General features: G+C 62.3%; 25 protein-coding genes and 2 tRNA genes. 17 read left to right on the forward strand and 10 right to left on the reverse strand.

Annotation, left to right across the window (positions count from 1 at the left end; genetic code table 11):
- The first annotated feature begins 21 nt into the window (after window positions 1–21).
- The 4 genes from queA (at window position 22) to dmeF (ending at window position 3,910) form a co-directional block, all read left to right on the forward strand.
- A complete protein-coding gene (gene queA / locus U1R88_RS03580; protein ID WP_322430000.1) occupies window positions 22–1,080 on the forward strand; it encodes a tRNA preQ1(34) S-adenosylmethionine ribosyltransferase-isomerase QueA in 1,059 nt (352 codons plus the stop codon).
- Complete coding sequence (gene tgt / locus U1R88_RS03585; RefSeq protein ID WP_322430001.1) at window positions 1,074–2,228, forward strand: tRNA guanosine(34) transglycosylase Tgt; 1,155 nt, start codon at window positions 1,074–1,076, stop codon at window positions 2,226–2,228. The genes queA and tgt overlap by 7 nt, the downstream gene beginning before the upstream one ends.
- Before the next feature lie 171 nt (window positions 2,229–2,399).
- Entirely contained in the window at window positions 2,400–2,675 is a 276-nt protein-coding gene (locus U1R88_RS03590) for a metal/formaldehyde-sensitive transcriptional repressor (RefSeq protein ID WP_322430002.1), read from the forward strand.
- A complete protein-coding gene (gene dmeF / locus U1R88_RS03595) occupies window positions 2,672–3,910 on the forward strand; it encodes a CDF family Co(II)/Ni(II) efflux transporter DmeF (protein WP_322430003.1) in 1,239 nt (412 codons plus the stop codon). Before U1R88_RS03590 ends, dmeF begins: the two co-directional genes overlap by 4 nt.
- Here the strand turns inward: dmeF and U1R88_RS03600 are convergent.
- Window positions 3,885–4,421: a hypothetical protein gene (locus U1R88_RS03600; RefSeq protein ID WP_322430004.1), complete on the reverse strand. Its 537-nt coding sequence runs from the start codon at window positions 4,419–4,421 to the stop codon at window positions 3,885–3,887. The genes dmeF and U1R88_RS03600 overlap by 26 nt on opposite strands.
- A 170-nt stretch (window positions 4,422–4,591) precedes the next feature.
- Between U1R88_RS03600 and msrP the strand changes: the two genes are divergently transcribed.
- The 4 genes from msrP (at window position 4,592) to U1R88_RS03620 (ending at window position 9,165) form a co-directional block, all read left to right on the forward strand.
- The gene (gene msrP / locus U1R88_RS03605; protein WP_322430005.1) at window positions 4,592–5,533 is read left to right on the forward strand and encodes a protein-methionine-sulfoxide reductase catalytic subunit MsrP; all 942 of its coding nucleotides are present in this window, start codon (window positions 4,592–4,594) and stop codon (window positions 5,531–5,533) included.
- Window positions 5,533–6,162, forward strand: a complete 630-nt coding sequence (gene msrQ, locus U1R88_RS03610; protein WP_322430006.1) for a protein-methionine-sulfoxide reductase heme-binding subunit MsrQ — start codon at window positions 5,533–5,535, stop codon at window positions 6,160–6,162. The genes msrP and msrQ overlap by 1 nt, the downstream gene beginning before the upstream one ends.
- Before the next feature lie 343 nt (window positions 6,163–6,505).
- Window positions 6,506–8,299 (forward strand): ABC transporter ATP-binding protein, encoded by a 1,794-nt coding sequence (locus U1R88_RS03615; protein WP_322430007.1) that lies wholly within the window; start codon window positions 6,506–6,508, stop codon window positions 8,297–8,299.
- Window positions 8,300–8,403: 104 nt separating this feature from the next.
- On the forward strand, window positions 8,404–9,165 hold the full coding sequence (locus U1R88_RS03620) for a hypothetical protein (protein ID WP_322430008.1): 762 nt from the start codon (window positions 8,404–8,406) through the stop codon (window positions 9,163–9,165).
- Between the two features lie 41 nt (window positions 9,166–9,206).
- Here the strand turns inward: U1R88_RS03620 and U1R88_RS03625 are convergent, their stop codons facing one another.
- Window positions 9,207–9,920 (reverse strand): alanyl-tRNA editing protein, encoded by a 714-nt coding sequence (locus U1R88_RS03625; protein WP_322430009.1) that lies wholly within the window; start codon window positions 9,918–9,920, stop codon window positions 9,207–9,209.
- Window positions 9,921–9,928: 8 nt separating this feature from the next.
- A complete protein-coding gene (locus U1R88_RS03630; protein WP_322430010.1) occupies window positions 9,929–10,960 on the reverse strand; it encodes a cysteine synthase A in 1,032 nt (343 codons plus the stop codon).
- Window positions 10,961–11,238: 278 nt separating this feature from the next.
- Between U1R88_RS03630 and ybaK the strand changes: the two genes are divergently transcribed.
- A complete protein-coding gene (gene ybaK / locus U1R88_RS03635) occupies window positions 11,239–11,715 on the forward strand; it encodes a Cys-tRNA(Pro) deacylase (RefSeq protein WP_322430011.1) in 477 nt (158 codons plus the stop codon).
- A 303-nt stretch (window positions 11,716–12,018) separates the two neighbouring features.
- Here ybaK and U1R88_RS03640 read toward each other — a convergent pair.
- Window positions 12,019–12,094 (reverse strand) — tRNA-Asn (locus U1R88_RS03640).
- Window positions 12,095–12,251: 157 nt separating this feature from the next.
- Here U1R88_RS03640 and U1R88_RS03645 point away from each other — a divergent pair.
- Entirely contained in the window at window positions 12,252–12,521 is a 270-nt protein-coding gene (locus tag U1R88_RS03645) for a hypothetical protein (protein ID WP_311936171.1), read from the forward strand.
- Between the two features lie 13 nt (window positions 12,522–12,534).
- On the opposite strand, the gene U1R88_RS03650 is transcribed toward U1R88_RS03645, so the two are convergent.
- On the reverse strand, window positions 12,535–12,939 hold the full coding sequence (locus U1R88_RS03650; protein WP_322430012.1) for a hypothetical protein: 405 nt from the start codon (window positions 12,937–12,939) through the stop codon (window positions 12,535–12,537).
- Between the two features lie 333 nt (window positions 12,940–13,272).
- On the opposite strand from U1R88_RS03650, the gene U1R88_RS03655 reads away from it, so the two are divergent.
- Together U1R88_RS03655 and U1R88_RS03660 are read left to right on the forward strand one after the other, a co-directional pair.
- Complete coding sequence (locus U1R88_RS03655) at window positions 13,273–13,530, forward strand: hypothetical protein (protein ID WP_311936165.1); 258 nt, start codon at window positions 13,273–13,275, stop codon at window positions 13,528–13,530.
- Window positions 13,531–13,909: 379 nt separating this feature from the next.
- Window positions 13,910–14,248, forward strand: coding sequence for a hypothetical protein (locus U1R88_RS03660; protein ID WP_322430013.1), 339 nt, complete (start codon window positions 13,910–13,912; stop codon window positions 14,246–14,248).
- A gap of 41 nt (window positions 14,249–14,289) precedes the next feature.
- Here U1R88_RS03660 and U1R88_RS03665 read toward each other — a convergent pair whose 3' ends face one another.
- Entirely contained in the window at window positions 14,290–14,532 is a 243-nt protein-coding gene (locus U1R88_RS03665) for a type II toxin-antitoxin system HicB family antitoxin (protein WP_322430014.1), read from the reverse strand.
- A gap of 512 nt (window positions 14,533–15,044) precedes the next feature.
- Window positions 15,045–15,118, reverse strand: a tRNA-Cys gene (locus tag U1R88_RS03670).
- Window positions 15,119–15,333: 215 nt separating this feature from the next.
- Between U1R88_RS03670 and U1R88_RS03675 the strand changes: the two genes are divergently transcribed.
- The 5 genes from U1R88_RS03675 to U1R88_RS03695 all read left to right on the forward strand — a co-directional run bounded on the left by U1R88_RS03675 (window position 15,334) and on the right by U1R88_RS03695 (window position 20,952).
- The gene (locus U1R88_RS03675) at window positions 15,334–15,990 is read left to right on the forward strand and encodes a protein-L-isoaspartate O-methyltransferase family protein (protein ID WP_322430015.1); all 657 of its coding nucleotides are present in this window, start codon (window positions 15,334–15,336) and stop codon (window positions 15,988–15,990) included.
- Between the two features lie 276 nt (window positions 15,991–16,266).
- Window positions 16,267–17,556: a TolC family outer membrane protein gene (locus U1R88_RS03680; protein ID WP_322430016.1), complete on the forward strand. Its 1,290-nt coding sequence runs from the start codon at window positions 16,267–16,269 to the stop codon at window positions 17,554–17,556.
- Window positions 17,557–17,784: 228 nt separating this feature from the next.
- Window positions 17,785–18,222 carry a PopZ family protein gene (locus tag U1R88_RS03685; protein WP_322430017.1) on the forward strand — a complete coding sequence of 146 codons (438 nt, stop codon included), beginning with the start codon at window positions 17,785–17,787 and terminating at the stop codon, window positions 18,220–18,222.
- 114 nt (window positions 18,223–18,336) lie between these two features.
- Window positions 18,337–20,163, forward strand: a complete 1,827-nt coding sequence (gene glmS, locus U1R88_RS03690; protein WP_322430018.1) for a glutamine--fructose-6-phosphate transaminase (isomerizing) — start codon at window positions 18,337–18,339, stop codon at window positions 20,161–20,163.
- 84 nt (window positions 20,164–20,247) lie between these two features.
- Window positions 20,248–20,952: a DUF502 domain-containing protein gene (locus tag U1R88_RS03695; protein WP_322430019.1), complete on the forward strand. Its 705-nt coding sequence runs from the start codon at window positions 20,248–20,250 to the stop codon at window positions 20,950–20,952.
- Window positions 20,953–20,971: 19 nt separating this feature from the next.
- Here the strand turns inward: U1R88_RS03695 and U1R88_RS03700 are convergent, their stop codons facing one another.
- From U1R88_RS03700 to U1R88_RS03710, 3 genes are all read right to left on the reverse strand, one after another.
- Window positions 20,972–22,567, reverse strand: a complete 1,596-nt coding sequence (locus tag U1R88_RS03700; protein ID WP_322430020.1) for a class I SAM-dependent methyltransferase — start codon at window positions 22,565–22,567, stop codon at window positions 20,972–20,974.
- A 62-nt stretch (window positions 22,568–22,629) separates the two neighbouring features.
- Window positions 22,630–24,726, reverse strand: coding sequence for an ATP-dependent DNA helicase RecG (gene recG, locus U1R88_RS03705; RefSeq protein ID WP_322430021.1), 2,097 nt, complete (start codon window positions 24,724–24,726; stop codon window positions 22,630–22,632).
- 332 nt (window positions 24,727–25,058) lie between these two features.
- Window positions 25,059–25,412 carry a DUF488 domain-containing protein gene (locus tag U1R88_RS03710; RefSeq protein WP_322430022.1) on the reverse strand — a complete coding sequence of 118 codons (354 nt, stop codon included), beginning with the start codon at window positions 25,410–25,412 and terminating at the stop codon, window positions 25,059–25,061.
- Window positions 25,413–25,473: the final 61 nt, after the last annotated feature.

A 25,473-nucleotide genomic window follows, 5' to 3' on the forward strand; every position in this document is an offset into this window, starting at 1 on the left:
TGGGTTGCTTGGACGTTGACTATGCGCGTTTCCGATTTCGATTTTCATCTTCCTGCCGAAAACATCGCGCTTCGCCCCGCCGAGCCGCGCGATCAGGCGCGCCTGCTCGAAGTCGATCCCCTCGGCAACACGCTCGCCGATCGCACCGTGTCCGAGCTGCCGACGCTGCTGCGTGCGGGTGACATGCTGGTCTTCAACGACACCAAGGTCATCCCCGCCAGGCTGGATGGCCTGCGTCGCCGCCCGGGAGGGGCAGGGGCCGCTATCGAAGCGATGCTCCACCAGCGCCTCGGGCCGGCGCAGTGGAAGGCCTTCGCCCGCCCCGGCAAGCGCCTGGCCGTGGGTGACACCATCGAATTCGGCGAAGACCTGAGTGCCGCCGTCGAGGAAAAGGGCGAAGGCGGCGAGGTCACGCTGCGCTTTTCACTCGAAAGCGCCGAGCTGGACGTGGCGATCGCCACGGTCGGCCACATTCCCCTCCCGCCCTATATCGCCTCCAAGCGAGCCGAGGATGCCCGGGATCGCGAGGACTACCAGACCATCTATGCCAAGGCTGATGGCGCGGTAGCCGCTCCCACGGCCGGGTTGCATTTCACCCCGGACCTGTTTGCAAGGCTGGATGCGGCCGGCATTGCCCGCCATTTCGTCACGCTGCATGTCGGCGCGGGCACCTTCCTGCCGGTGAAGGGCGAGGATCTGTCCGAACACAAGATGCATGCCGAGTTCGGGGTTGTGACCGCCGAGACGGCGCAAGCGCTCAATGAAGGCAAGGCGAGGGGAGGGCGCATCATCGCCGTCGGCACCACGTCGCTGCGCCTGCTCGAAAGCGCTGCTGCGGCAGACCGCACGATCAACGCTTTCGCTGACGAGACCTCGATCTTCATCACACCGGGCCATGACTTCCGCACGGCCGACGCCTTGATGACCAATTTCCATTTGCCTCGCTCGACCCTGATGATGCTGGTCTCGGCCTTCGCCGGCTACGACACCATGAAGGTGGCCTATGCCCATGCCATCGCCGAGGGCTACCGCTTCTATTCCTATGGCGATGCCAGTCTGCTATGGCGGGCGCCATGCTGAATACTTCGACACCGACGACCGCCGGCGAGGTCTCCTTCGCCATCCATGCCACCGAGGGTGCCGCTCGCACCGGCGCCCTGCATCTGGGGCGCGGCAGCGTGCGCACACCGGCCTTCATGCCGGTCGGCACCGCCGGTACGGTCAAGGCGATGTATATCGACCAGGTCAAGGACCTCGGCGCCGACATCATCCTCGGCAACACCTATCACCTCATGCTGCGCCCCGGCGCCGAGCGGGTCGCTGCGTTCGGCGGCCTGCACGAATTCTCGCGCTGGCAGGGCCCGATCCTCACCGATTCCGGCGGTTTCCAGGTGATGTCGCTGGCTGGACTGCGCAAGCTCGACAAGAACGGCGTCACCTTCCGCAGCCATATCGACGGCTCCTCCCATCGCCTCACGCCCGAGCGCTCGGTCGAAATCCAGACCCTGCTCGATTCCGACATCATCATGCAGCTCGATGAATGCGTGCGCCTGCCTTCGACCCGTAAGGATATCGAGCGCGCCATGCGGCTGTCGCTCGATTGGGCCGAGCGCTCGAAGCGCGCCTTCGGCACCCAGCCCGGCAAGGCGATCTTCGGCATCGTGCAGGGCGGCGACATTCCCGATCTGCGCATTGCCTCTGCGCAGGCGCTGGCTGGCATGGACTTCCCCGGCTACGCTGTCGGAGGGCTCGCCGTCGGCGAACCGCAGGCCGTGATGCTGGAGATGATCGAAACGGTTGAGCCGCATCTGCCGCGCGAAAAGCCGCGTTATCTCATGGGTGTCGGCACACCGGACGATCTGATCGAAAGCGTATCGCGCGGCATCGACATGTTCGATTGCGTCATGCCGACCCGTGCCGGGCGCCATGGCCTGGCCTATTCGCGTTTCGGCAAGGTCAATCTCAAGAATGCCCGCCATGCCGAGGATCCGCGCCCGCTGGACGAGGCCTCGTCCTGTCCCGCCGCGCGCGACTACAGCCGCGCCTATCTGCACCATCTCACCAAGGCCAACGAGATCCTCGGCATGATGCTGCTGACCTGGATCAACCTGGCTTACTACCAGGAGCTGATGGCCGGCATGCGCGCCGCCATCGCCGAAGGGCGCTTTGCCGAGTTCAAGGCCGAAACCAAGGAAAATTGGGCCCGGGGCGATATCGCCAGGCTGTAGGCTCCTGGTGTGCCGATCTTCAGACCGGCACGGCACCGCAGCGTCCTCTGAGCGAAGATTGCCGATCTGAAGATCGGCACACCCGGAAAAGCGACCTCTATCCTCCGGCCCAAGCTCTTGCCTGTTTCTATTGTCGCATATACCCTACCCCCCTATGCTATGGAGGATGCCATGAGCCACACGATCCAGGAAAAGGCCAAGTTGTTGGCACGGGTCCGCCGCATCAAGGGGCAGGTCGAGGCGATCGAGCGGGCGCTGGAGAATGAACTGGGCTGCGATCCCATCATGCACATGCTGGCCGGGGTGAGGGGGTCTATCGCCGGCATGATGGCCGAGGTCATCGAGGACCATGTCCGCGACCACATCATGATGCCTGGCCTGGACGAAGCGGGCCGTCGTGAAGCCGCCGAGCATCTGATCGACGTCGTGAGGAGCTATCTGAAATGACCATGCCCACCGCCAATGCTCCCTTCGAGCACAGCCATGTCTTCCTCGGCGCCGATCACGATTCCAACGAACGCCGGACCTGGGCCGTCATCATCCTTTGCGTGGCAATGATGGGCCTGGAGATCGTCGGCGGCGCCATCTATGGCTCGATCGCGCTGATGGCGGACGGCCTGCATATGTCGACTCATGCGGGCGCCCTGCTGTTGACGGCGTTGGCCTACCGTTACGCGCGCCGGCATGCCTTCGATCGGCGCTTCACCTTCGGCACCGGCAAGGTCGGCGACCTCGCCGGCTATACCAGCGCCGTCATCCTGGCGATGATCGCGCTGCTGATCGCCTATGAAGCCGTGATGCGCCTGCTGGCCCCGGTGCCGATCGACTACGGCCAAGCCATCGCCATTGCAGTGCTGGGCTTGGGCGTCAACATCGCCAGCGTATGGCTGCTCAACGGAGGCGGCCATCACCATCATCACCACGCGCATGGGCATGGACATGATCACGGCGACCATCACCATCACGAGGAAGCACGTCGCCTGTCGACGGCATCCGGCTCGCTCGAACTGAGTATTTTCGAGGAAGGCGTCCCGCCACGTTTCCGCCTGCGGTCCCTGCAAGGCCCCATGCCGGAAGCGGCCACAGTCAGCCTGAAGATCATTCGGGAGGATGGAACGAGACAGCGTTTCATCTTCACGGACCACGACACCTATCTGGAATCGCAGGAAGAAATCCCCGAGCCCCATGCTTTCGCCGTCAGGCTCGATCTCGGTGGCGAGCGGCTGACCACGGCCTTCGCGGAAGCACATACCCATAGCGGGCACCATGACAACAACATGCGATCGGCCATTGCCCATGTCATGGCGGACGCGGCGGTTTCCGTGTTGGTGATCGTCGGCCTCCTGCTCGGTCTGCTGGCCGGTTGGGGCTGGATGGACCCGGTCGCCGGCCTGGTCGGCGCCACGGTCATCCTCAGTTGGTCCTATACGCTGATCCGCGACACCGGCGGCATCCTGGTCGACATGCTGCCCGACCGCCGGCTGGCGGACGCCATGCGCCGGACGATCGAGGAGGAGGGCGACAAGGTCGCGGACCTGCATCTGTGGCGGCTCGGCCCCGGCCATCTCGGCGCCATCCTGTCGATCGCCTCGGCCCATCCCAGGGAACCGGACTTTTATCGCGGCAAGCTGGCAATGTTTCCTTCCCTCTCGCATGTCACGATTGAGGTTCAGCCTCGATAGATCCATCGATCGCGATCGGGCGGATGCTGGGGCCACTGCAGGCATTGCAAAGGCCGGCTCGACAAAACAAGCTTTGGAGATGCGCTTGCATCTGGGCACGGGAGGCTTGCCAGTGGGATTGTTGACGGATGTGCTGATCGCAGACGCTGCCGAGGCCAAGCTGATCTGCGAAATCTGACCTCGGGAGAGGCGCTGGCCTGCCATCGAGACCAAGGGCCTCGACAACAGCAAGTTCGCAGCCCTGGCGGCGGCATGGGGCGATCACGAACTGTCCGACGCTCTGGAGAGCGGCGGGTACATCGCCGCGACGCGCAGCGATGAGGGGCCATGGGTCTTCGTATTTCCGGACTCCTTTCGGGATCGGATCGCGGCAATAGAGCCGGCGCGAATTCCTGAAGTCGCCAAGGCATGGTCGGGCCAGCGAGAACTCGAGCTCGATGGCTGGAAGGCCGATGATCTCGATGGCCCTTTGCTTCAATTGCGCGAGTTTGCCGCGCGTACCGTCAAGCAAGGCAAATCCCTGCTGCTCTGGATGAGCCTGTGAAAGTCGGGAGCCGGTAACGCGCCGATCACGATCGCGCACATCGATTTTACCTCCGATCTTACGTGATCGTGAGAAACATCCATCCCTGCAAGGGCGTATAAGGAAAGTAAGTCCACGCCCATCGACCAGGGAAGATCATGCTGATCCGCCACGCCCCCGACCTCACCGAGGCCCATGTCACGCCGAAGCAGGCCTATGTCGACCGCAGGCATTTTCTCGCCGGTATTGGAGCCGTCGCCGGCGCCGCCCTTCTGCCTGTCTCGGCCGAGGCGGCCAAGCTGTCGGGAGCCAAGAGCGCCTATTCCACCGACGAGAAGCAGACCAGTCTGGAAGACGTCTCCAGCTACAATAATTTCTACGAGTTCGGCACCGACAAGTCCGATCCAGCCGCCTATGCCGGCAAGCTGACCACCACGCCCTGGAGCATCAAGGTCGACGGGCTCGTCAACAAGCCGGCGACCTATGCGCTGGAGGACTTCGTCAAGCCCTATCGCCTCGAGGAACGCATCTACCGCCATCGCTGCGTCGAGGCTTGGTCGATGGTGGTCCCCTGGCTTGGTTTCGCGCTCGCCGACGTGATCAAGAAGGCGGAACCGCAGGGCGCTGCCAAGTTCGTGGCTTTCGAAACGCTGGTGCGGCCCTCGGAGATGCCGGGCCAGTCGGCCTTCTTTCCGGCCCTGAAGTGGCCCTATGTCGAGGGCTTACGTCTCGACGAGGCGCTCAACCCGCTCACCATCCTCGCTGTCGGCCTCTATGGCGAAACTCTGCCCAACCAGAACGGCGCACCGCTACGCCTGATCGTGCCCTGGAAATACGGCTTCAAGGGTATTAAGTCGATCGTGCGCATCAGCCTGGTCGAGAAGCAGCCGGCCACCTCGTGGAACCTGGAGAACTCGAGCGAGTACGGCTTCTATTCCAACGTCAACCCGGAGGTCGATCACCCGCGCTGGAGCCAGGCGAGCGAGCGGCGCATCGGTGCAGGCCTGCTGGCCGGCCGGCAGCCGACCTTGATGTTCAACGGCTATGGCGAGCAGGTAGCCGCAATGTATGCCGGCATGGATCTGAAGGCCAACTACTGATGCAACCCTCGCGCGCCAGCCTGCAAGCCGTGCTCAAATGGCTCATCTACGTCGTCGGCATGCTGCCGGCCGTGTGGTTGTTCTATCTCGCCTTCACCGGGCGTATCGGCGCAGATCCCGTCGCACAGCTCGAATGGGGACTGGGGCTGTGGGCCCTGCGCTTCCTGATTGCCTGTCTCTGCATCACGCCGCTGCGCCAACTTCTGCGCATCAACCTCTTGCGCTATCGGCGTGCGCTCGGTCTGGTGGCCTTCTATTACGTGCTGCTGCACCTGAGCGTCTGGCTCTGGCTCGACCGTGGACTCGATCTCCATGCGGCCGTTCAGGACATCCTGCGCCGGCCTTACATCACCATCGGCATGGCAGCCTTCACTTTGCTCGTACCCCTGGCACTGACGTCGACGAATTGGTCGATCCGCAAGCTTGGCGGCAAGGCCTGGTCGAAATTGCACAAGCTCGTCTATCCCGCCATCGCGCTCGGAGCGCTGCATTTCATCATGATCAAGAAGGTCTGGCTGATCGAGCCGATGGTCTATGCGGTGATCGTGCTTGTGCTGCTGGCCTGGCGCCTGTTGTGGCCGCTGATCGGCAACCGTCGCCCAAACGCAAGGCGGGTTGCGTCAACCTAATACAAGCGACGGCACCATCCGACTGCCGCCACCTTCTCCTCAAAAGGAGAGGGGCAGTGCATTCGATCGGGCTCACTGCGGCCGAAAAAATCGGTTGCTTCGGTGCGAATCTCCACCTATCTTGCGCTTCCCGGTTCACACTCAGCATGAGGGAGAATTGCATGACCACATTTCTGATTCTCGCTCACGTGTCGAACGCTCGGCCATATGAGATCCTGACGCGTTAGGTCGCGTCCTTTTCTCCCGAACACTCTCCGGGTCTTTTTCCTGAACATATTTTGCGTCGCACTTTTGTGCGCGCCTTGCATTTTGGAGACGGCGCGGGGCTGCGCCGGTTACCCCCATGACTCTTTCTCGCAAAGAGCCTGGCCGCAATCCCATGGCGGCTGTGCTTGGATTCACTTTTGATCACTGGCGAACCCAGGCCGATCTCGTCGCCCTGATCGTGGTCGCCGTCGGCGTGGCGACGGTGGCCGAAGTGGTCGTCCCGATCTATGCCGGCCAGATGGTCGATGCCGTCACCACCGGCCTTGGTGGAGCAAGCGAGGCCTGGTGGGCGCTTGGCGCCATGCTGGTCCTCGGTGCGGTTGCCGTGGGCTGCCGGCAGCTGTTCTTCTATGCCATCACCATCCTGACCACACGGATGATGAGCACGATCGCCCGCGAAGCGTTCGCGCGGGTGCAGCGTTTCTCCACCGACTGGCACGCCAACAATTTCGCAGGCTCGACGGTCAGGCGCATCACCCGCGGCATGTGGGCACTCGACATGCTCAACGATACGCTGCTGGTGGCCATCCTTCCCTCCATCCTCGTCCTGCTCGGCTCGACGGTGGTGCTGGCGACGGTCTGGCCGATGCTGGGCCTGGTAGTGCTCATCGGCTCCATCGCCTTCGTGGCGATGACGGTGGTACTGTCGGTGAACTATGTCGCGCCGGCGGCGCGCCTGGCCAATAGCTGGGATACGCGCGTAGGCGGTGCTCTCGCCGATGCCGTCACCTGCAACGCGGTGGTGAAAGCCTTCGGCGGCGAAACGCGCGAGGATGCCCGGCTGACGGCCGTGCTGGCCAAATGGCGCTCGCGCACCAATCGCACCTGGATGCGCGGCACCAATGCCGGTACGGCCCAGAACGTGTTCCTGCTGGGGCTGAGGGCCGCGGTGCTGGGCGTGGTGCTGTGGTTATGGGCGCGCGGGCAGGCCGGCGTTGGTGACGTCGCGCTGGTCCTGACCAGCTATGCCGTGGTCCATGGCTATCTGCGCGACATCGGCATGCATATCCACAACCTCCAGCGGTCGGTGAACGACATGGAGGAACTGGTGGCGTTCTACGACCAGCCGATGGGCGTGAAGGACAGGCATGATGCCATGCCGGCCATGATCACGGACGGACGCATCGCCTTCGAGCATGTCACCTTCCACTATGGCGGCCATGCCGATGCCCTCTATCGCGACTTCTCCGTCGAGATCGGGGCAGGGGAGAAGATCGGCCTGGTGGGCCGGTCAGGCTCGGGCAAGACCACGTTCGTGAAGCTGATCCAGCGTCTCTACGACGTGAATGCCGGCCGCATCACCATCGACGGCCAGGACATCGCCGACATGACGCAGGCCAGCTTGCGCAGCCAGATCGCCATCGTGCAGCAGGAGCCCATCCTGTTCCACCGCTCGCTTGCCGAAAACATCGCCTATGCCCGCCCCGGCGCCAGCATGGCCGAGATCGAGCACGCGGCAAAGCTCGCCAATGCGCATGCCTTCATCTCGGCCTTGCCCAAGGGCTATGGCACGATGGTGGGCGAACGCGGCGTAAAGCTGTCCGGCGGAGAGCGCCAGCGCGTGGCGCTCGCCCGGGCCTTCCTGGCGGATGCCCCGGTGCTGATCCTGGACGAGGCGACCTCCAGCCTCGATTCGGAATCGGAGCATCTGATCCAGGAGGCGATGGAAAGGTTGATGGCAGGGCGCACCACCATCGTCATCGCCCATCGGCTCTCGACCGTACAGGCGATGGACCGCATCCTTGTCTTCGACAAGGGCAAGATCGTCGAGGAAGGGGACCATGCCAGCCTGATCCGCCATCCCGACGGCATCTATCGCGGTCTGTTCGAACGCCAGGCCCTGGAACTCGCCAAGGGCTGGGCGGCTTAAGACGAAGAGACAAACAGGGATGGGGCGCAAGGCGTGCCCCATCCTGACAACCGATCCCTGACGAAGCGGTCTGGATAGCGCCTCCGGCAGAGGTCCTCACTTCGATGAATGAAACTCTGCGCACCATCGTCGCCGAGGCCTATGACCTGTTTCCCTCACACCGTTTCGGGGCGCGGCTGCATAATGTCTGCACGGGTTGTTGTGTTACCGCAGAGGAGCAGGCGCTGCTGATCGGCACGCCGCGCCAGGCCATTCCCGTCCCGCTGATGCAAGCCTATTATGGTGCGGCATTCAACGGGTGCCTGAGTGCAGAGGAGACCGAGCATTTCCTGCCGCGCTTGCTCGAACTCTCCGCCGAGGGGTATCAACTCGGCACGGGTGGTTTCGAGTGCAATTTCAATCACCTCGGCACGCGCGGGGCTGACTATCGGCACAATTGGAGCCGGGAGAAGACCGCACTGATCGATCGCTATTTCCTGGCTCTGGCCGAATTCTCCTGGCAGGCTGGGCTCCCAAATCCGCAATGGCAATGCCACGCAATCGAAGATGTGTTGTGCGCCATTGCACGAGGAAGTGCTCGCCTGCCTCGCATCCTGTCGGCGTGGCAGGCAGACCAGTCCCGGCAAGCGACCATCCGGCTGGCGAACACGATCTCCAATTTGCATTGGTCAAGGCGCAAAGTCGGCTTCGCCAAACTCACCAACGCCTTCTGGGCCGACGTTCCGGATCAGGAATATCTCTGTGTCGCCTGGCTGTGCAGCCCTGGCCACTATACCCGTTTCGACACGACCATGAACCAGGAGGAAGACGACGAGGTTTTCGCGCTCCTCTCTCTGGCCCGAGACGTCGTGAGTGCGCCGCCATGATCCGACCGTTCGGCATTGCCTGGCCGGCTATGAACGAACCGTCAAGCCAGTGCGATACGCACCCGCCGGTTCTGCTTGCCCTTCTTTTCGATCTGCGTCACCGCGATGCGGCCGATCTCGTCGGTGTTGCGCACATGCGTGCCGCCGCAAGGCTGCAGGTCGAGGCCTTCGATCTCGACCAGCCTGATCACCCCCGAGCCGCGCGGAGGCTTGACCGACATGGTCTTGACCAGGCCGGGATTAGCGTCGAGTTCGGCATCGGTGATCCAGCGCTCGCTGACCTCGGCACCCTGGCCGATCATCGTGTTGACCTTGTGGGCGATCTCGTCCTTGTCGAGGCCGGCATCCTGGATGTCGAAATCGAGCCGCCCCTCGCCATCACCGATGGATCCGCCCGTGACGGGGTAGGGCAGGGCGACCGAAAGCAGATGCAGGGCGGTATGCACTTTCATGCGGGCGTAGCGCCGGGACCAGTCCAGCGCCAGTTCGACCGTATCACCCACAGCCGGCAGCAACCCTTCCGGTGGCACGACATGCGCGATTTCGGTCTTGGTCTCGTCGTTCCACACCGCATTGGTGATGGCGATGGTGCGCCCGTCCGACAGCGTCATGGTGCCGACATCGCCGGGCTGGCCGCCGCCCATGGCGTAAAAGACCGTGCGATCCAGAATGATGCCATGTTGCGACAGCCCAATCACCGTAGCGCTGGCGCCGGGGCTGTAGGGATCGTCTCTGAACAGCAGATCTGTCGCCATGTCGTCACCTATTCCAACGGAGCCTTGATGGTGGAACGCTTTTCAAGCCATTCCGGCACGGGCAGGTTCTTGGAACGCATGAACGCAGGATTGAACAGTTTGGACTGATAGCGCGAGCCGTGGTCGCACAGGATGGTCACGATGGTGTGGCCCGGCCCGAGTTCCCTGGCCATGCGGATGGCACCGGCAATGTTGATGCCGGTCGACAAGCCCACGCACAGCCCTTCTTCCTGCAGCAGATCATAAACCAACGGCACCGCTTCTTCATCAGCGATCTGATAGGCGAGATCGACCGGTGCGCCCTCGATATTCTTGGTGACCCGGTTCTGGCCGATGCCCTCCGACATCGACGAACCAGAGAATTTCAGTTCGCCATCGGTGAACCAGGAATACATGGCGGCCCCCATCGGATCGGCGACGCCGATCTTGATGGTGGGATTGGCCGCCTTCAGGGCGATGCCGACGCCGGCCAGCGTGCCGCCCGAACCGATCGAGCAGATGAAGCCGTCGAGCTTGCCGTCTGTCTGTTCCAGGATTTCCGGTGCCGTGGTCTCGATATGGGCCTGGCGGTTGGCGACATTGTCGAATTGATTGGCCCAGACCGCACCGCCCGGTTCGGTTTTCGCCAGTTCGGCGGCCAGCCTGCCCGAGACCTTCACGTAGTTATTGGGGTTGGCATAGGGTACCGCAGGCACCTCTACGAGTTCTGCCCCCGCCAGGCGCAGCATGTCCTTCTTTTCCTGGCTCTGGGTCTCGGGGATCACGATCACCGTGCGAAAGCCCATGGCATCGGCGACCAGCGCCAGACCGATGCCCGTATTGCCGGCCGTGCCTTCGACGATGGTGCCGCCGGGCTTCAACTCGCCGCGCGCCACCGCATCCTTGATGATGAAGAGCGCCGCACGATCCTTCACCGACTGGCCCGGATTCATGAATTCGGCCTTGCCAAGAATGGTGCAGCCCGTCAGCTCGGACGCGCGGTTGAGGCGAATGAGGGGCGTGTTGCCGATGGCATCGACGAGACCGGTACGGAAAGCCATGTGTGATCGTCTGCTGATTTGAGGGGATGCGACCCTAACCCGACTTTTCTGATCGGCATAGGGGAGAGACATATCGACTACGGGTTTTCCAAGCCGCGGTGCCATGATAGCTCTCGCCCCCGCAGGCAGGCTGTCCCGACAGGGACTGCCGCTATCGATCCTCGCCAGAGCAAAGCGCGTTTAGACGGAAACGCTATTTTGCTCTAACTCTTTGGTTCGACGCATCTTTGCGATTCTTGGCGATTCCGCCAAATCGCAAAACGCCATAGGAAGCCGTCATGTCGAAGGTGACACGCGCCACCCAGATGCTTGCCAAGGCCGGCGTCGCCTTTTCCGTCCATAGCTACGACTACGATCCAGACGCCGACAGCATCGGCCTGCAGGCCGCCGAGGCCCTCGGAGAACCGCCCAGCCAAGTGCTGAAGACCCTGATGGCTCTGGTCGACGGCAAGCCCGTCTGCGTCGTCGTGCCGTCGGACCACGAAGTCTCCATGAAGAAGCTGGCGGCGGCCTTCAATGGCAAGTCGGCGCAGATGATGAAGCCGGCCGATGCCGAGCGTAGCAGCGGATACAAGGTCGGCGGCATCAGCCCGTTCGGCCAGATGCGCAAGGTGCGCACCGTCATCGAGGAAACCGCGCTCGGCGCCGACTACATCTATGTCAATGGCGGCCAGCGCGGGCTGCAGATCCGGCTCGCTCCCGGTGATGCCAGGGCTGTCCTCGACGCCACCGCCGCTGCTCTGGTCGCGGCTTGACCCGTCCACCCCCCACCATCGACGAGCATCGATAGGTGACTGCAGGGCACCGAGAGCAAAGCGCGTTTAGACGGAAACGCTGCATTGCTCTAACTCTTTGGTTCGACGCGTCTTTGCGATTCTTGGTGATTCCACCAAATCGCAAAACGCTTTAGCCGGATGCCCTCCGGGCATCGATGAGCACTGCAAGTCCGGCCAGAACACAACGCCTGAAAAGACGGAGGCAGCGAAGGATCAATCGCCAATAGGCGATGCGCCCTGCCGTGCCGCACAATAGAACCGAATTTCAGGTGAAAAGGAGAATGGCTCCGCGAGCAGGACTCGAACCTGCGACCCAGCGATTAACAGTCGCTTGCTCTACCGGCTGAGCTATCGCGGAACAGAGGGTGTCCCCCGGTGGAGCGGGTGTATAGCTCCAAGAATCTCACTTGCCAAGACCTATCCTGCCCTCATTGCATCTTCTTTTCGGATTAATATCTAAGGGTAAGGGAACACAACCGGATCAAAGGTCCGGTTTTGACCGTCTGGAGGGCTTTTTGGCACCCAATGAACAGATCAATCGTCCGAAGGTGAAACTCGCCGGACGACATTTTCATCTGCCGGCCTCGCGAAGCCTGCGAGTGATTCTGGGTGTTCTGCTGGTGATAGGCGGTTTTCTGGGCTTCCTGCCGATTCTGGGCTTCTGGATGATTCCGCTCGGCCTGCTGATTCTGTCGATCGATATTGCGCTGGTACGGCGTCACCGCCGCAAGCTCGCGGTCTGGTGGGGGCGCCGGCGTCAGCCACGCCCGGTGGAGGATCGCTGATTCCGTCAGCGCTTCAGGCGTGGCCGGCTACCACGCGCGTTTCCTCGACAACAACCAGGTGATTGACGACCCGTTGAAGTTCCTTGAGCGCAACCAGCCGATCTCGGCGGGAAATCTGCTCGAGGTCTTCATTCCCTTCGACGGCACAAGCGCGGGCAAGGAAATCGGCCATCTTGATCTGGCCGAGGAAGAGTTCGAAGGCAAACACTTCCAGATAGAGGCCATAGGGCTGATCCGGCGCCGCATGGCAAGGGCAGATCTTGATTTCCAGCTCGCTCGCCTCGAGCACATCGAGATCGCTCCGTGTCGGCACACCCGGCTTATCGCGGTTGCGCGTCAGCCATTCCCGCTGACGGTCGACTTCGTTGGGAGCTCGATCTCGACCGAGCGGATAGTAGCTGTCATTGGCATCCGTCATGCACAGTATTCCCTTGGCTGGCCGCGCCGGTCGATCCAAGCGGCGCCCGGCCGGAAGGCCGACGGTCGCAATCAATGGACCGGCTTGCGTTAACAGACTCTCATCCAAGGTCCCCGGACAGCATGCCGTCCGTGGAATCATGGCGCGCAGCTAGTGTTTGGCATGACGCAAAGCCGAAATGGCGGTATCATACTGCATCAGGCTAGCGACGGCTCTTACCTGCCACCACAGAAGCAGGCTGCAGCCGGTTCGTCTCTCTCGCTTGAGCTGTTTGGCTATCACGCGCCGATCACGAGCGTAGTCGCCTGATGATAAAAAAGGGGGAGGTATCCGATGGTGGACGACTTCAGCACGCTGCAACAAAAGGCGCAGGCGCTACAGGTCGAGATCGAGAGCCTGTATGCTTTGCTGGGAGCAATGGCCCGGGCGCTCGAAGAAACCGACCAGGATTTCAAGCAGCGTGTGGCCCAGTCGGCGGGGGCGGCCATTCGGGCTCAGATGGTGGATGACGATACGCAGGTGATGCGAAACCACTGCCTCCATTTCATCGCGAGCACGCTGAAAGTGCCGCTGTACTGCGTCATCCGCTGAAGGGCGGATCCTTTCTGCCTTCTTCCGGGACCGACAACTCCGGCCGTTTGGATTTGCCGTTGGAAGTCCCTTTGCGACGCATGGACGCCACGAGAATCACGCTATGCTGCGTCGGGATCGGCAGGTGTCATTGCTCGATGCCCCCGACAACCGACGATGACAATGCCTCGCTTTCAGGTACGAGAGCGATCTCGTCGGCGCTCGAAAGGCGCAATGGAGCAGGGGGACAGCAACGGCCTGGGATATTTCCAGTCGTTTCAGGTTGCCTGAGCCGTGGCAAGCCGCGCTGGAAAACTCGTCGCCACGCTATGCTTGTCATTCAGGCGGCATTCAGCTCGTCCCCACTACTTTTACGCGAAGAATAGCAAGGAGATACGCCATGTCCCGATCGGTTCTCGTCGGCATGCTGGCGGGTGCAGGCATCATTTTTTCATCGGCTGCCGGTGCTGCAATATCGGCCCCCTTGGCCGCCCCCAATGCGTCGCCAGCCGTGCAGGTTCAATATTATCCTCCTTGCCCGCCCGGCTATAAGGTGACCGGCCATGGCGTCTGCAAGCCGAGCCGCTACCTCAAGAGGCATCCCGGTCAGGATCCCTATAGCGAGAACTATCAGCGCACGCGTCGGTATTACCGTTATGACGATGATCAGTCAGGTTACGATCGTCGCTATCAGCGCCCCGATTACAACAACAATGGCGATGACGACGGCGATTACTGATCACCGTTCCTTGCGATCAGTCCTGGACATCACGCTCCCAGCTAAGCTGTCTTGAGAGCCGCCCAAATCGCCACATGGTGGCGCGATGGCCTGGGGATGGCGCGGCCAAGCTGCCTTGAATTCTCGATCCAGGCCTGGATTGCGTCCTGCGCCTTGGCGACCGCGCCCTCAGGTGTTTCGCCATTGCTCACGCAGCCGGGAAGATCAGGGACGATTGCGGCGAACCCGCCCCCATCCGCAACGGACCGCGGCTCGACCAGAATTGGGTATTCCAGATCGCCCATGTCGCCCCCACTAGCAAACGCACCATATCGCGCGTGGGCGTCATTTGGATGTCAGCAGGCGCAGCATTGCTCGATACCGCGTCCTTGCGATGAAGGGAGATCGCGAATCGATCGTGCCCTTGCCGCCGCGGGCGCCGAAAACGGCCGCCCTTCGCACAAACCGTATCGCATGGTCATTGAGGGGTAAGCCCCATAGCCAAATTGCCGGACGCCCCGGGGCGTCCTAGGCTTCAGACGCTCTCAGCCGGGGCCCCGGCTGATCGAGCAGGGAGGCCCGGGAGACGATCCTGCAAATCTGCCCTCCGGGCCTCCTGTTTTCTTCCAAGGCGAAGGCCCTGGCCGATCTCGGGGAAATCTCGCGCCGCGAGGAAGAAAGGGAAGTGGGCGAGAATCGCCTGAACCGCGAGCATCATGCCGAACCGGTGCAAGGTGAAAGCGAACAACGGACGCATCCATTCCGCCGTCGCTGTCGCCAGCAGCCCAATCAGGACGCCCGATGCATCAGAAAAAAGTGGAGGCCACGCCCGGAATCGAACCGGGGTGCAAGGATTTGCAGTCCTCTGCGTAACCACTCCGCCACGTGGCCATCCATTGTCGCGCTGTGCAGGACAAAGCGGAGGCAGGCGCTATAACAAGCAAGCCTCACGCGTTCAACCGGTTTTCTCAGCCGAAGCAATATTTCCGTGAATGCGGATTGCGGGCTGCAAAACTGAAGCCTCCCATCTCGCTGCAAGGCCAGCCTTCTTGCCTTTTGCGAGGCCATGCCGCAAACAACGCTGTGACAAACAGAGATATCGAGCGATGACCGACTTCATCCAAGCGCGCCGCACCATGGTGGATTGCCAGATTCGCACCAATGACGTGACCGAGGCGCGCGTCGTGGATGCCTTCCTTGCCGTTCCCCGCGAGATTTTCGTGCCGGCCTCCAAGCAGCCCTTGGCCTATCTCGATGCCGATCTGGCAGTGGGGGGCGAGGCCGGCCAGCGCTATCTCATTCAGCCGATGTATCTGGCCAAGCTCGTCCAGGCCGCGGGCATCAAATCCACCGACACCGTACTCGATATCGGTACGGCGACCGGCTATTCGGCAGCGATTCTCGCAGAACTCGCGGAGAAGGTCGTGGCGCTAGAGAGCGATGAGGGGCTTGCGGCGTCGGCAAAGACTGCGCTGGCGTCATACTCCAACGTGACGGTAGTGACCGGCCCGCTTGAGCAGGGAGTGGCCGGATCCGGACCTTATGACGTGATCCTGATCGAAGGCGCTGCCGAAGAAATTCCACCCACCCTGTTCGCCTCACTCAAGGAGGGTGGTCGCCTCGTCGCGGTGGTCGGCGGTGGTCGCCCCGGACGGGCCACCGTGTTCGTCAAGGTCGGGTCGGACCATACCGGCCGCATCGCCTTCGACGCCTCAGTGCCGGCCCTGGTAGCCTTCGCCAAGGCCCCCGCCTTCTCATTCTGACTATCAAAACAGCACCTTAGGAGAAAATTAACCACTAATTAACCGAACCCGGGGTTCACTGTCTCTTTTTTGCTTCAACCTCGGATTTATCTCTGGGCAGCCGAAATCAGTTGTTGGTGAAAGCTGCCTGACAGGCTATTTTTTTAAAAAATATGGCGGTTTGTCTGCCTCTTTTGATTTGGGTCGGGTCGAGTCATGAAAACTGTAAGCGTATTTTCGTTATTGGCTGCAAGTGCTTCGCTTGTTTTCTTCATGGGCGGAGCGCAGGCTCAGTCCTTGCAATCGGCCCTTGCCCAAGCCTATGCGGCCAACCCCACCTTGAATGCGCAACGCGCCGGCACGCGGGCCAATGATGAAACTGTCTCGCAGGCGCTCAGTGGTTACAGGCCGAACGTTTCGGCTTCGGCGAGCATCAGCGCCGAACGGGATTTCACCAAGTCCCTGCAGGGGAGGCGGTCCAACGACACCCGATTTCCGCGCGGCGCCGACATCACGGTAACGCAGAATCTGTTTAACGGCTTCCAGACCGCAAATTCAGTGCGTGCTGCCGAATCGGGCGTGCTCAGCCAGCGCGAGACGTTGCGTGACACTGAGCAGTCGGTACTCCTCAACGCCGTAACGGCGTATATGAATGTGTTGCGCGACGCCGCTCTGCTCAATCTGCAGAAGAACAACGTCGAGGTGCTCGAAGAACAGCTCAAGCAGACCAAGGACCGCTTCAATGTGGGCGAAGTGACGCGGACCGACGTCGAGCAGGCCAATTCCAGTCTGGCGAGCGCACAGTCCCAGCGGGTCGCCGCCGATGCGCAGCTCAAATCGTCGGTCGCCATCTATCGGCAGATCATCGGCTCGCAGCCCAAGAAGCTGCAGCCGGTCAAGGTGCCACGCTCGCTGCCGAGGAACCAGAACGCCGCAATCCAGGCCGGGCTTGCCAATCATCCCGGTATCACGGCCGCGCTTCATGCCGTCGACCAGGCCGCCATGCAGGTGAAAGTCGCCGAGGGCGCACTCTATCCCAGCCTGAACGCCCAGGGCACGATCTCACACAATTATGAGCCATCCGGCGCGAAGATGGGCACTTCAGCCGCGATCGGCGCCTTCCTCACCGTGCCGATCTATTCGGGCGGCGGCGACTATTCCAAGATCCGCCAAGCCAAGGAACTGCTCGGCCAGGCGCGCATCCAGGTCGACGTCAACCGCGAATTGGTACGCTCCAACGTGATTCAAGCCTGGGGCTCCCTGGACGGCGCCCGTGGCGAAATCCAGGCCTTCCAGGCTGCCGTCAATGCGCAGGGTGTGGCCCTCGCCGGCGTGCGTGAGGAAGCCAAGGTCGGCCAACGCACCACCTTCGACGTGCTGCAGCAGCAGCAATTGCTGCTGCAGGCACGGGCCAGCCTGATCCAAGCGCAGCGCGACCAGATCGTGGCCGCCTATACTGTGCTGTCGACAGTCGGCAAGCTCAACGCCGCGGCGCTCGGCCTCAAGGTTGCCCGCTACGATCCCACCACGCATTATGATCAGGTGCGTGACAAGTGGATCGGCACCGACATTCCGGATGGGCGCTAAGCGGCGCCTGCCCACAGGAAGATGACGGCAACGCCCTCCGTATCCTTGCGATCGGAGGGCGTTCTTGCTTGAAGTGCCACCATGCCGTTTCGCGCTTGGATGGACTCGTCGAGAGCCGCCAGGACAGCTCGAAACGAGGAACCGGCGCAAAGCGCGATTCGAAGACATTGCACTTTGCTCCAGCGCGCCATCGGGGCACGGCGCGCTCGATGTGGAAGGAGTCGCCCGATGTCGTCACCTACGCGGGCAGATCCGCCTCGTACCCTCAAGGAACCCTCGATGGACGAGATTCTAACTTCCATTCGCCGCATCATCTCCGACGATCCGCCGGCAAAACCAGGACGCCGTTCCGCTGCCGAGACTTCTTCGCTCGCGGACCTGCCAAGTGCGGCCGCCCTCCCTCGGGAAGAAGCGGCTTCGCCTTCCATCCCAGCCGGCCTGGAGCGGGGTGCCGGCGGCCTGCTCTCGGCGGAGCCTCAATCCGAGGCGGCGTCCGCCTTCGCCTCCCTCAATCACACGGTATTTTCCAAGAACGCGCGCACGATCGAAGATGTCGTACAGGAGATGCTGAGGCCCATGATGCAGACCTGGCTCGACGCCCATCTGCCGTCTCTGGTCGAGCGCTTGGTGCGCCAGGAAATCGAACGCATATCCGGGCGATCGTGACGGGCTGAGGCTCTCTGTCACAAACCGTCAGGCATTTTGATTTCTCACCTCATTCACGAAGCCCTAAATCCCTCGCGTCTAGAGTTCGTCTCGAATCGATGAAGGGTAGGGCGTATGTGCGGCATTGTCGGTATTCTGGGTAAGGAAGCGGTTGCGTTGCCTCTGGTGGACGCCCTGCGGCGCTTGGAGTATCGCGGCTATGATTCCGCCGGCATCGCCACGCTCGAAGATGGAGCCATCACACGCCGTCGGGCCGAAGGCAAGCTGCGCAATCTCGAAAGCAAGCTTGATCGCGATCCGCTCGCCGGCATGATCGGCATCGGGCATACGCGGTGGGCAACCCATGGCAGGCCGACCGAGGAAAACGCTCACCCGCACGCCACGGCCCGAGTCGCAGTGGTCCACAACGGCATCATCGAGAATTTCCGCGAGTTGCGCGAAGAACTGAGCGCAGAAGGCGCGCGCTTTCGGAGCGAGACCGACACCGAAGTCGTGGCCCATCTCGTCAATCGCGAGCTCGATCGCGGCCTGCCGCCGATCGAGGCGGTGCATGCCAGCCTCAAGCGCCTGCGCGGCGCCTTCTCGCTGGGTTTTCTCTTTGCTGGCCAGGACGACCTCCTCATCGGCGCGCGTTTAGGCTCTCCGCTGGCGATCGGCTATGGCGAAGGCGAGATGTTCCTCGGCTCGGACGCCATCGCGCTGGCTCCCTTCACCAACACCATCGCCTATCTCGAAGACGGCGACAGCGTCGCCTTGACGCGCGGCTCGGCGACCATCTTCGATGCCTCCTTCAAGCGTGTTCACCGTCCGATCCAGAAATCGCAGGCCTCCGCCACTATCGTCGACAAGGGCAACCACCGGCATTTCATGGCCAAGGAAATCCATGAACAGCCGGAAGTGGTTTCCCATACGCTGACCTCCTTCATCGACATGGTCGGCGAGACGATCCGACTGCCCGAGAATCTGCCTTTCGATTGGGCGGCACTCCACCGCGTCACCATATCGGCCTGCGGCACGGCATCCTTCGCCGGCATGATCGCCAAATACTGGTTCGAGCGTTACGCGCGTCTGCCGGTCGAAGTCGATATCGCTTCCGAGTTCCGCTACCGCGAAGCCCCCCTCGACAGGGGCGGCCTATCGATCTTCGTGTCCCAATCGGGCGAGACGGCCGATACGCTCGCGGCCTTGCGCTATTGCAAGGAACAAGGCCAGCATACGCTTGCCGTCGTCAACGTGCCGACCTCGACCATCGCCCGCGAGGCTTCGGTGATGGTGCGCACCTTGGCTGGCCCGGAGATCGGGGTCGCGTCCACCAAGGCCTTCACCTGCCAGCTCGCAGCTTTGGCGGGCCTCGCCATCGGCGCCGGCAAGGCGCGCGGTGTGTTGTCTGCCGAGGAAGAGAGCGAACTCGTGCACGCCTTGATCGAGGCGCCACGCCTGATGGCCGAGGCGCTGCGCCTCGAACACGAGATCGAAACGTTTTCCAGAGACCTCGCCAAGGCCAAGGACGTACTCTATCTCGGCCGCGGCACCAGCTTTCCTCTCTCCTTGGAAGGTGCACTGAAACTCAAGGAAATCAGCTACATACATGCAGAGGGTTATGCCGCGGGCGAACTCAAGCATGGCCCGATCGCCCTGATCGACGAGACCATGCCGGTGGTGGTGATCGCGCCGTTCGACACGATCTTCGAAAAGACCGTCTCGAACATGCAGGAAGTTGCCGCACGTGGCGGCCGCATCATCCTGATGACCGACGAGGCCGGGGCGGCAGCTGCCGCGATGACGACCCTGAAGACGATCATCCTGCCTTCGATGCCCACGATTCTGACGCCTCTGGTCTATTCCATTCCGATCCAGCTTCTCGCCTATCACACCGCTGTGATCATCGGCACCGACGTCGACCAGCCGCGTAATCTGGCCAAGAGCGTCACCGTCGAGTAGGAATACTCGCGGGCGTCGCCCGATTGGACCGGTTGCACAAATTTGCATCGACAGGCGGTGACAAGGGCGTGCTAGAAGCGTGACATGGTACGAGATACGCCTCCCCATACGGTGACACCTGCCGGTCCGCCTCAACGGGTCAGCAGATTTGGCGGTTTGCACAGCTACTTTCTCACCGGCCTTGTGGTCACCGGGCCGGTCGCGATCACGCTCTACCTGATCTGGACTTTCATTCAGTGGGTCGACGGCTGGGTCAAGCCATTCATTCCTGAGCGTTACCTGCCCGAGACCTATCTCCCTTTTCAGATCCCGGGTTTCGGCCTGGTCGTGGCGATCACCGGCCTTACCCTGATCGGCTTCTTCACCGCCAATCTGGTGGGTCGTACCCTGGTGCGCCTCGGCGAGAAGCTGCTCGACCGCACGCCGGTGGTGCGCGGCATCTACAAGGCTCTCAAGCAGGTGTTCTCGACCATCTTCTCGCAATCCGGAACCTCGTTCCGGAAAGTAGGGCTGGTCGAGTTCCCTCAGGGTGCCTGGTCAATCGTCTTCATCTCCGCCGAACCGAGCCCGGTGGTGGAGAAGAGGCTTCCCGGCGGCAATGGCGAAGCCTGGGTTTCGGTCTTCATGCCCTGCGCGCCCAACCCGACGACAGGATTCTTCTTCTTGCTGCCGAAGGCAAAGGTGATCGAATTGCCCATCAGCGTCGAGCAAGCCACCAAGCTGGTGATATCAGCCGGCTTGATCCAACCCGAGACGTTGACCGTCTCCGAAGAATTGCGGCCGAGCTGAGCTTGCTGACACGCCTGCTTCAGGGCTCGATCAGGGCATTGTTCCAGGCCGTGTCGAGCATGGCCGCAAGGTGCTCCTGGGCGCAGGCTGCAATATCGGCTTCGTCGCTGACACGCTGACCGTTGCGTTGGAAATGGAGGGCATCTCCGGCCGCCTTTGCCTTGAGGTAATCGAGCAACTGCCCGCGGGTCAGCGAGCCGTCCATCACAGGCAGGACATGCTGCGCCACCACGCCGAGATCGAAATTCTCGTGGCGCGGGTTCACCGTGCGCGTGCGGCCGCTGGCGGCATCCTTGCGCGCGAGCGCGGTCGCCTTGGGACGATCCTCGTTGGCCGCGCCAAGCGTGACCGGCGCGGTGGACGCAATCGCCAGGCCAGAGAGAACCCCCTGGAGCAAAGCGCCCCGAATCTCGCTTCTTTCCAGCTGCGTGAGCTTTTTCCCGTCGGCGGCCTCGATGTCGGCGATCAATTGCCGATAATTCGCGGTCGCCGGACGCCTTTGTGCGATCAATTGATAGGCCTTGCGAACCACCTCCGCCCGCGTGCGGATCTGCCGGCCGTTTCGGTTTTCGAAACAGTAGGGCATCTCCGGCTCACTTGAGGAAACCTGGCTGATATCGGCGATGAGATGCAGATCCTCGATCCGCTCCGCATCGATATTGCGCTTGGTGGCCGCAGCGCGGGCAGGGGGGATCAGCAACGTCTGGCGGAAGGTGCGCCCGGTCAGGACATCGATGTAGTTTTCGGTCTCGAGCAGCGTGTTACCACCCAGCATTCTCAGGGCCTTGGCTGCCTCCGCGCCGAAATTCTCGGGTACCATCATGTGAACATCGCTCTCGCCGAGATAAGCGAGCTGATGCTGTCCGGCCGCATACATGAAGTCGTGGAACGAGCACGGCGTGTTTTCGAGTTCCAGGAACTCATGCGCGAGATAATCGTCCGATACCTTCTGCAGTTGGGCAACGCCTTCCTTGACTGCGGCACCATAGGGTCCGGGCGGAGCATGTTCGGCCAGGAAACTCATGAACTCCCGTGCCTTGGCGATACGCTCGCGCTGATTGCTGGCCTTCCCGACATGCGCCATCAGGGCATCGCGCAGGACCTGCTTGGGCCGCCAGCCCGGCAATACGTTGAAGCTCACATAGGCGATGCCCTGGAATTCCAGATATTTCGAACAGATTTCAAGAATGGCGTGGCGCACGGATTCGGGAACCCAGGAGTAGACGCCATGGCAGAGGATGAAATCGAAGCGATGGCCGGGATCCTCGAAGAATGTGATGTCCTGCTGGCGCAATTCGATATTGGTCAGGCCGATCGCGTCGATCCGCCTGCGCCCGTCGGCGATCTGGATGCCGGAAAGATCGATCCCGAGAAAGCGCCCCTCGGGATAGGCGGCGGCAAGCGGAATGAGATTGCCGCCGCTGGCACAGCCGATCTCGAGCACGCGCATCTTGTCGAGCGACGGCATCTCGAGGCCGAACAGCCTGGCTGTGGCGGCGAGCCTTGCCGGATGGGTCTGCGGGAAGGCATGGGAAACATAGGGTATCTCGTCATAGCTCGCCTGGTTCCTGGCTTGGGCTTCGGCAAAACCGCCTGGGCAAGCTCCGGTGATCATTATTATATCCTCTGCCTGCGAACTGAAATGTCTCTGCAGATTACACCGTCACTTCCCTTACGCTATCCCGATCGTAGCAGACGCACGGCTTCATCCCGCTCGAACAGATAGAGCAAGGTCCGCAGGGCGACGCCGCGCGGCGAGACCAGTTCCGGATCGCGCGCCAGCACCAGCCTGGCATCGTCATTGGCGGGAGCCAGCAGATGGCGATGGCTGTCGAGATCGGCCACCCGGAAGCCGGGCATGCCGGATTGGCGCGTGCCGAGCACGTCGCCTTCGCCTCTCAGTTTCAGATCCTCCTCGGCGATGCGGAAGCCATCCTCCGTCTCGCGCATGATCTCGAGCCGCTTGCGGGAAATTTCCCCAAGCGGGCCCTTGTAGAGCAGCAGGCAGGTCGATTTGTCCGAACCGCGCCCGATGCGCCCGCGGAGCTGATGGAGCTGGGCGAGGCCGAAACGCTCGGCATGCTCCACCACCATCACCGTCGCCTCCGGCACATTGACGCCGACCTCGATCACGGTGGTCGACACCAGGACACGCAGGTCGCCCGCCACGAACCGGGCCATCACCTCGTCCTTGGCCGCACCCTTCATCTGGCCATGCAGCAGGCCGACCTTGTCGCCGAAGAGCGAGACGAGATGAGCATAGCGATCCTCGGCGGCTGCGACATCGAGGGTCTCGGATTCCGCGATGAGAGGGCAGACCCAATAAGCCCGTGCGCCGGTCTGCAGCAGGCGCCCCAACCCGTTCACCACCTCGTCGAGCCGTTCCAGCGAGATCAAGCGCGTGTCGACCGGCTTGCGCCCGGCTGGCTTTTCGCGGAGCTGGGAGGAGTCCATGTCGCCGAAATAGGTCAGCACCAGGCTGCGCGGAATGGGCGTGGCCGTCATCACCAGCACGTCGATACCGGCATTCTTGCGGCTCAGGGCCAGGCGCTGATGAACGCCGAAGCGATGCTGCTCATCGACAATGGCAAGGCCGAGATCGCGAAACTCGACATCCTCCTGGAACAGGGCATGGGTGCCGACCACGATGTCGATGCTGCCATCCTTCAGCGCGGACTGCATGCGCGTACGTTCGCGGGCCTTGTCACGCCCGGTGATCAGGCCGACGCGCAAGCCGGCGGCTTCGGCCAGCGGCTGGATGGTAGCCAGGTGCTGGCGGGCGAGGATTTCCGTCGGTGCCATCAACGCCGCCTGCCGGCCGCCTTCCACCATGGTCGCCATGGCAAGCAGGGCCACCACCGTCTTGCCCGAGCCGACATCACCCTGCAGCAGCCGCAGCATCCGGGTCGGCGCCGCCATGTCGGCCCGGATGTCGGCCAATGCCATAACCTGGCTCGCCGTGAGCTTGAAGGGCAGGGCGGCCTCGATCCGGGCTGAGATCACCCCCGTTCCGGTGACGGCAAGGCCGGGCAGGGCCTTGTTGTGGGCGCGCACCATGGCGAGGGCGAGCTGCGAAGCCAGGAGCTCGTCGTAAGCGAGCCTCAGTCGGGGCGCCGAGTCCGGCGCAACGACCTGCGGTGTCTCCGGCGAATGCAGAGCAGCGAGGGCCTCGCGGAAGCCTGGCCAGCGCTGAGCCTTGAGCCAGGCAGGATCCTGCCACTCGGTGAGCTCGGCAGTGCGGGCGAGCGCTTCCTGCGCCGCCTTCTGGATCTGGCGCGGATAGAGCCCTTCCGTCAGCGGATAGACCGGCTCGACCAGGGGCAGCGATTTGAGCCCTTCCTCATCGACGATGCGGTCGGGGTGCACCATCTGGCGCATGCCGTCGAACAGTTCGATCTTGCCGCTCAGCCAGCGCTTCTCGCCGACCGGCAGGGCATGCTCGATCCAGCTCGTCTGTGCGGCAAAGAAGACGAGGGTGAGATCACCCGTATCGTCATGGACATAAACGCGATAGGGGCCCTTGCCACCACTGGGCCGATGGCGCTCCACCACGACTTCGACCATTACCAATTCGCCGATCGGCGCATCCGCCAATTTGGGGCGGCGGCGGCGATCGAGCACGTTGGCCGGCAGGTGGAACAGGGCATCGACGACCCGCGCTCCAACCGGCTCCGCGCCTCCCAGAAGGCGGGTGAGCAGCTTCACCAGCTTCGGCCCGATCCCTGGCAGGGATGAGACGGAAGCGAACAGGGGGGTCAGAATCGCCGGACGCATGAAAGCCTCGCCGGCTCTTTTGACCGGGCAGGCGGCAAGAGGCAAGTTTCAGAGGAAGGAAACCGGTCGCATTGCCTCGAAAGAGAACAGGTGGCGGCACCGTGCAATCCTGTGTTTTGGTTTGCTTGAGCGCTCTGCATTTCCCCCTCATCCCCCTGCCGGGGCCTTCTCCCGCAAGGGGAGAAGGAACTGGATTGAGATAGAGCGCGCAGCGGAATGGCTCTCAAATTGTCACCGCCCACCAGATTAATCCCCTTCTCCCCTTGCGGGAGTAGATCCCGGCAGGGGGATGAGGCAAGGCAAGGCAAGAAAAACAAAATGGATTGTCGTACTTAGACCCGCATGCGCTCCAGTATTCCTCTGATTACCAGCGCATGGGTATGCTCGACATCCCTGGCTGCATAGATCAGGGTGGCGACCTTGTCCCCGATTAGGCGGCGGAGCGCGACAACAGCCTCTTTGTTGTGGGCGAGCTCACTTTCGTAGCGGGCCTGAAATTCCTGCCATTTCGCCGGGTCGTGGCCGAACCATTGCCGCAGGGCAGGGCTGGGGGCAACATCCTTGGCCCAGACGTCGATATGCGCCTCCGGCTTGGACAGGCCCCGGGGCCACAGGCGATCGACCAGGATGCGCAGGCCGTCAGAGGAAGCGGGTGGATCATAAGCGCGTTTCAATCCGATCGGCATCACGGCTCCCAGTCACCCCGCAGCCCGCGCCCAGGGAATTTGACCGCACGGATGATATTTC

Origin of the sequence: Labrys sedimenti, assembly GCF_034424805.1 — a bacterium.
Classification (GTDB): domain Bacteria; phylum Pseudomonadota; class Alphaproteobacteria; order Rhizobiales; family Labraceae; genus Labrys; species Labrys sedimenti.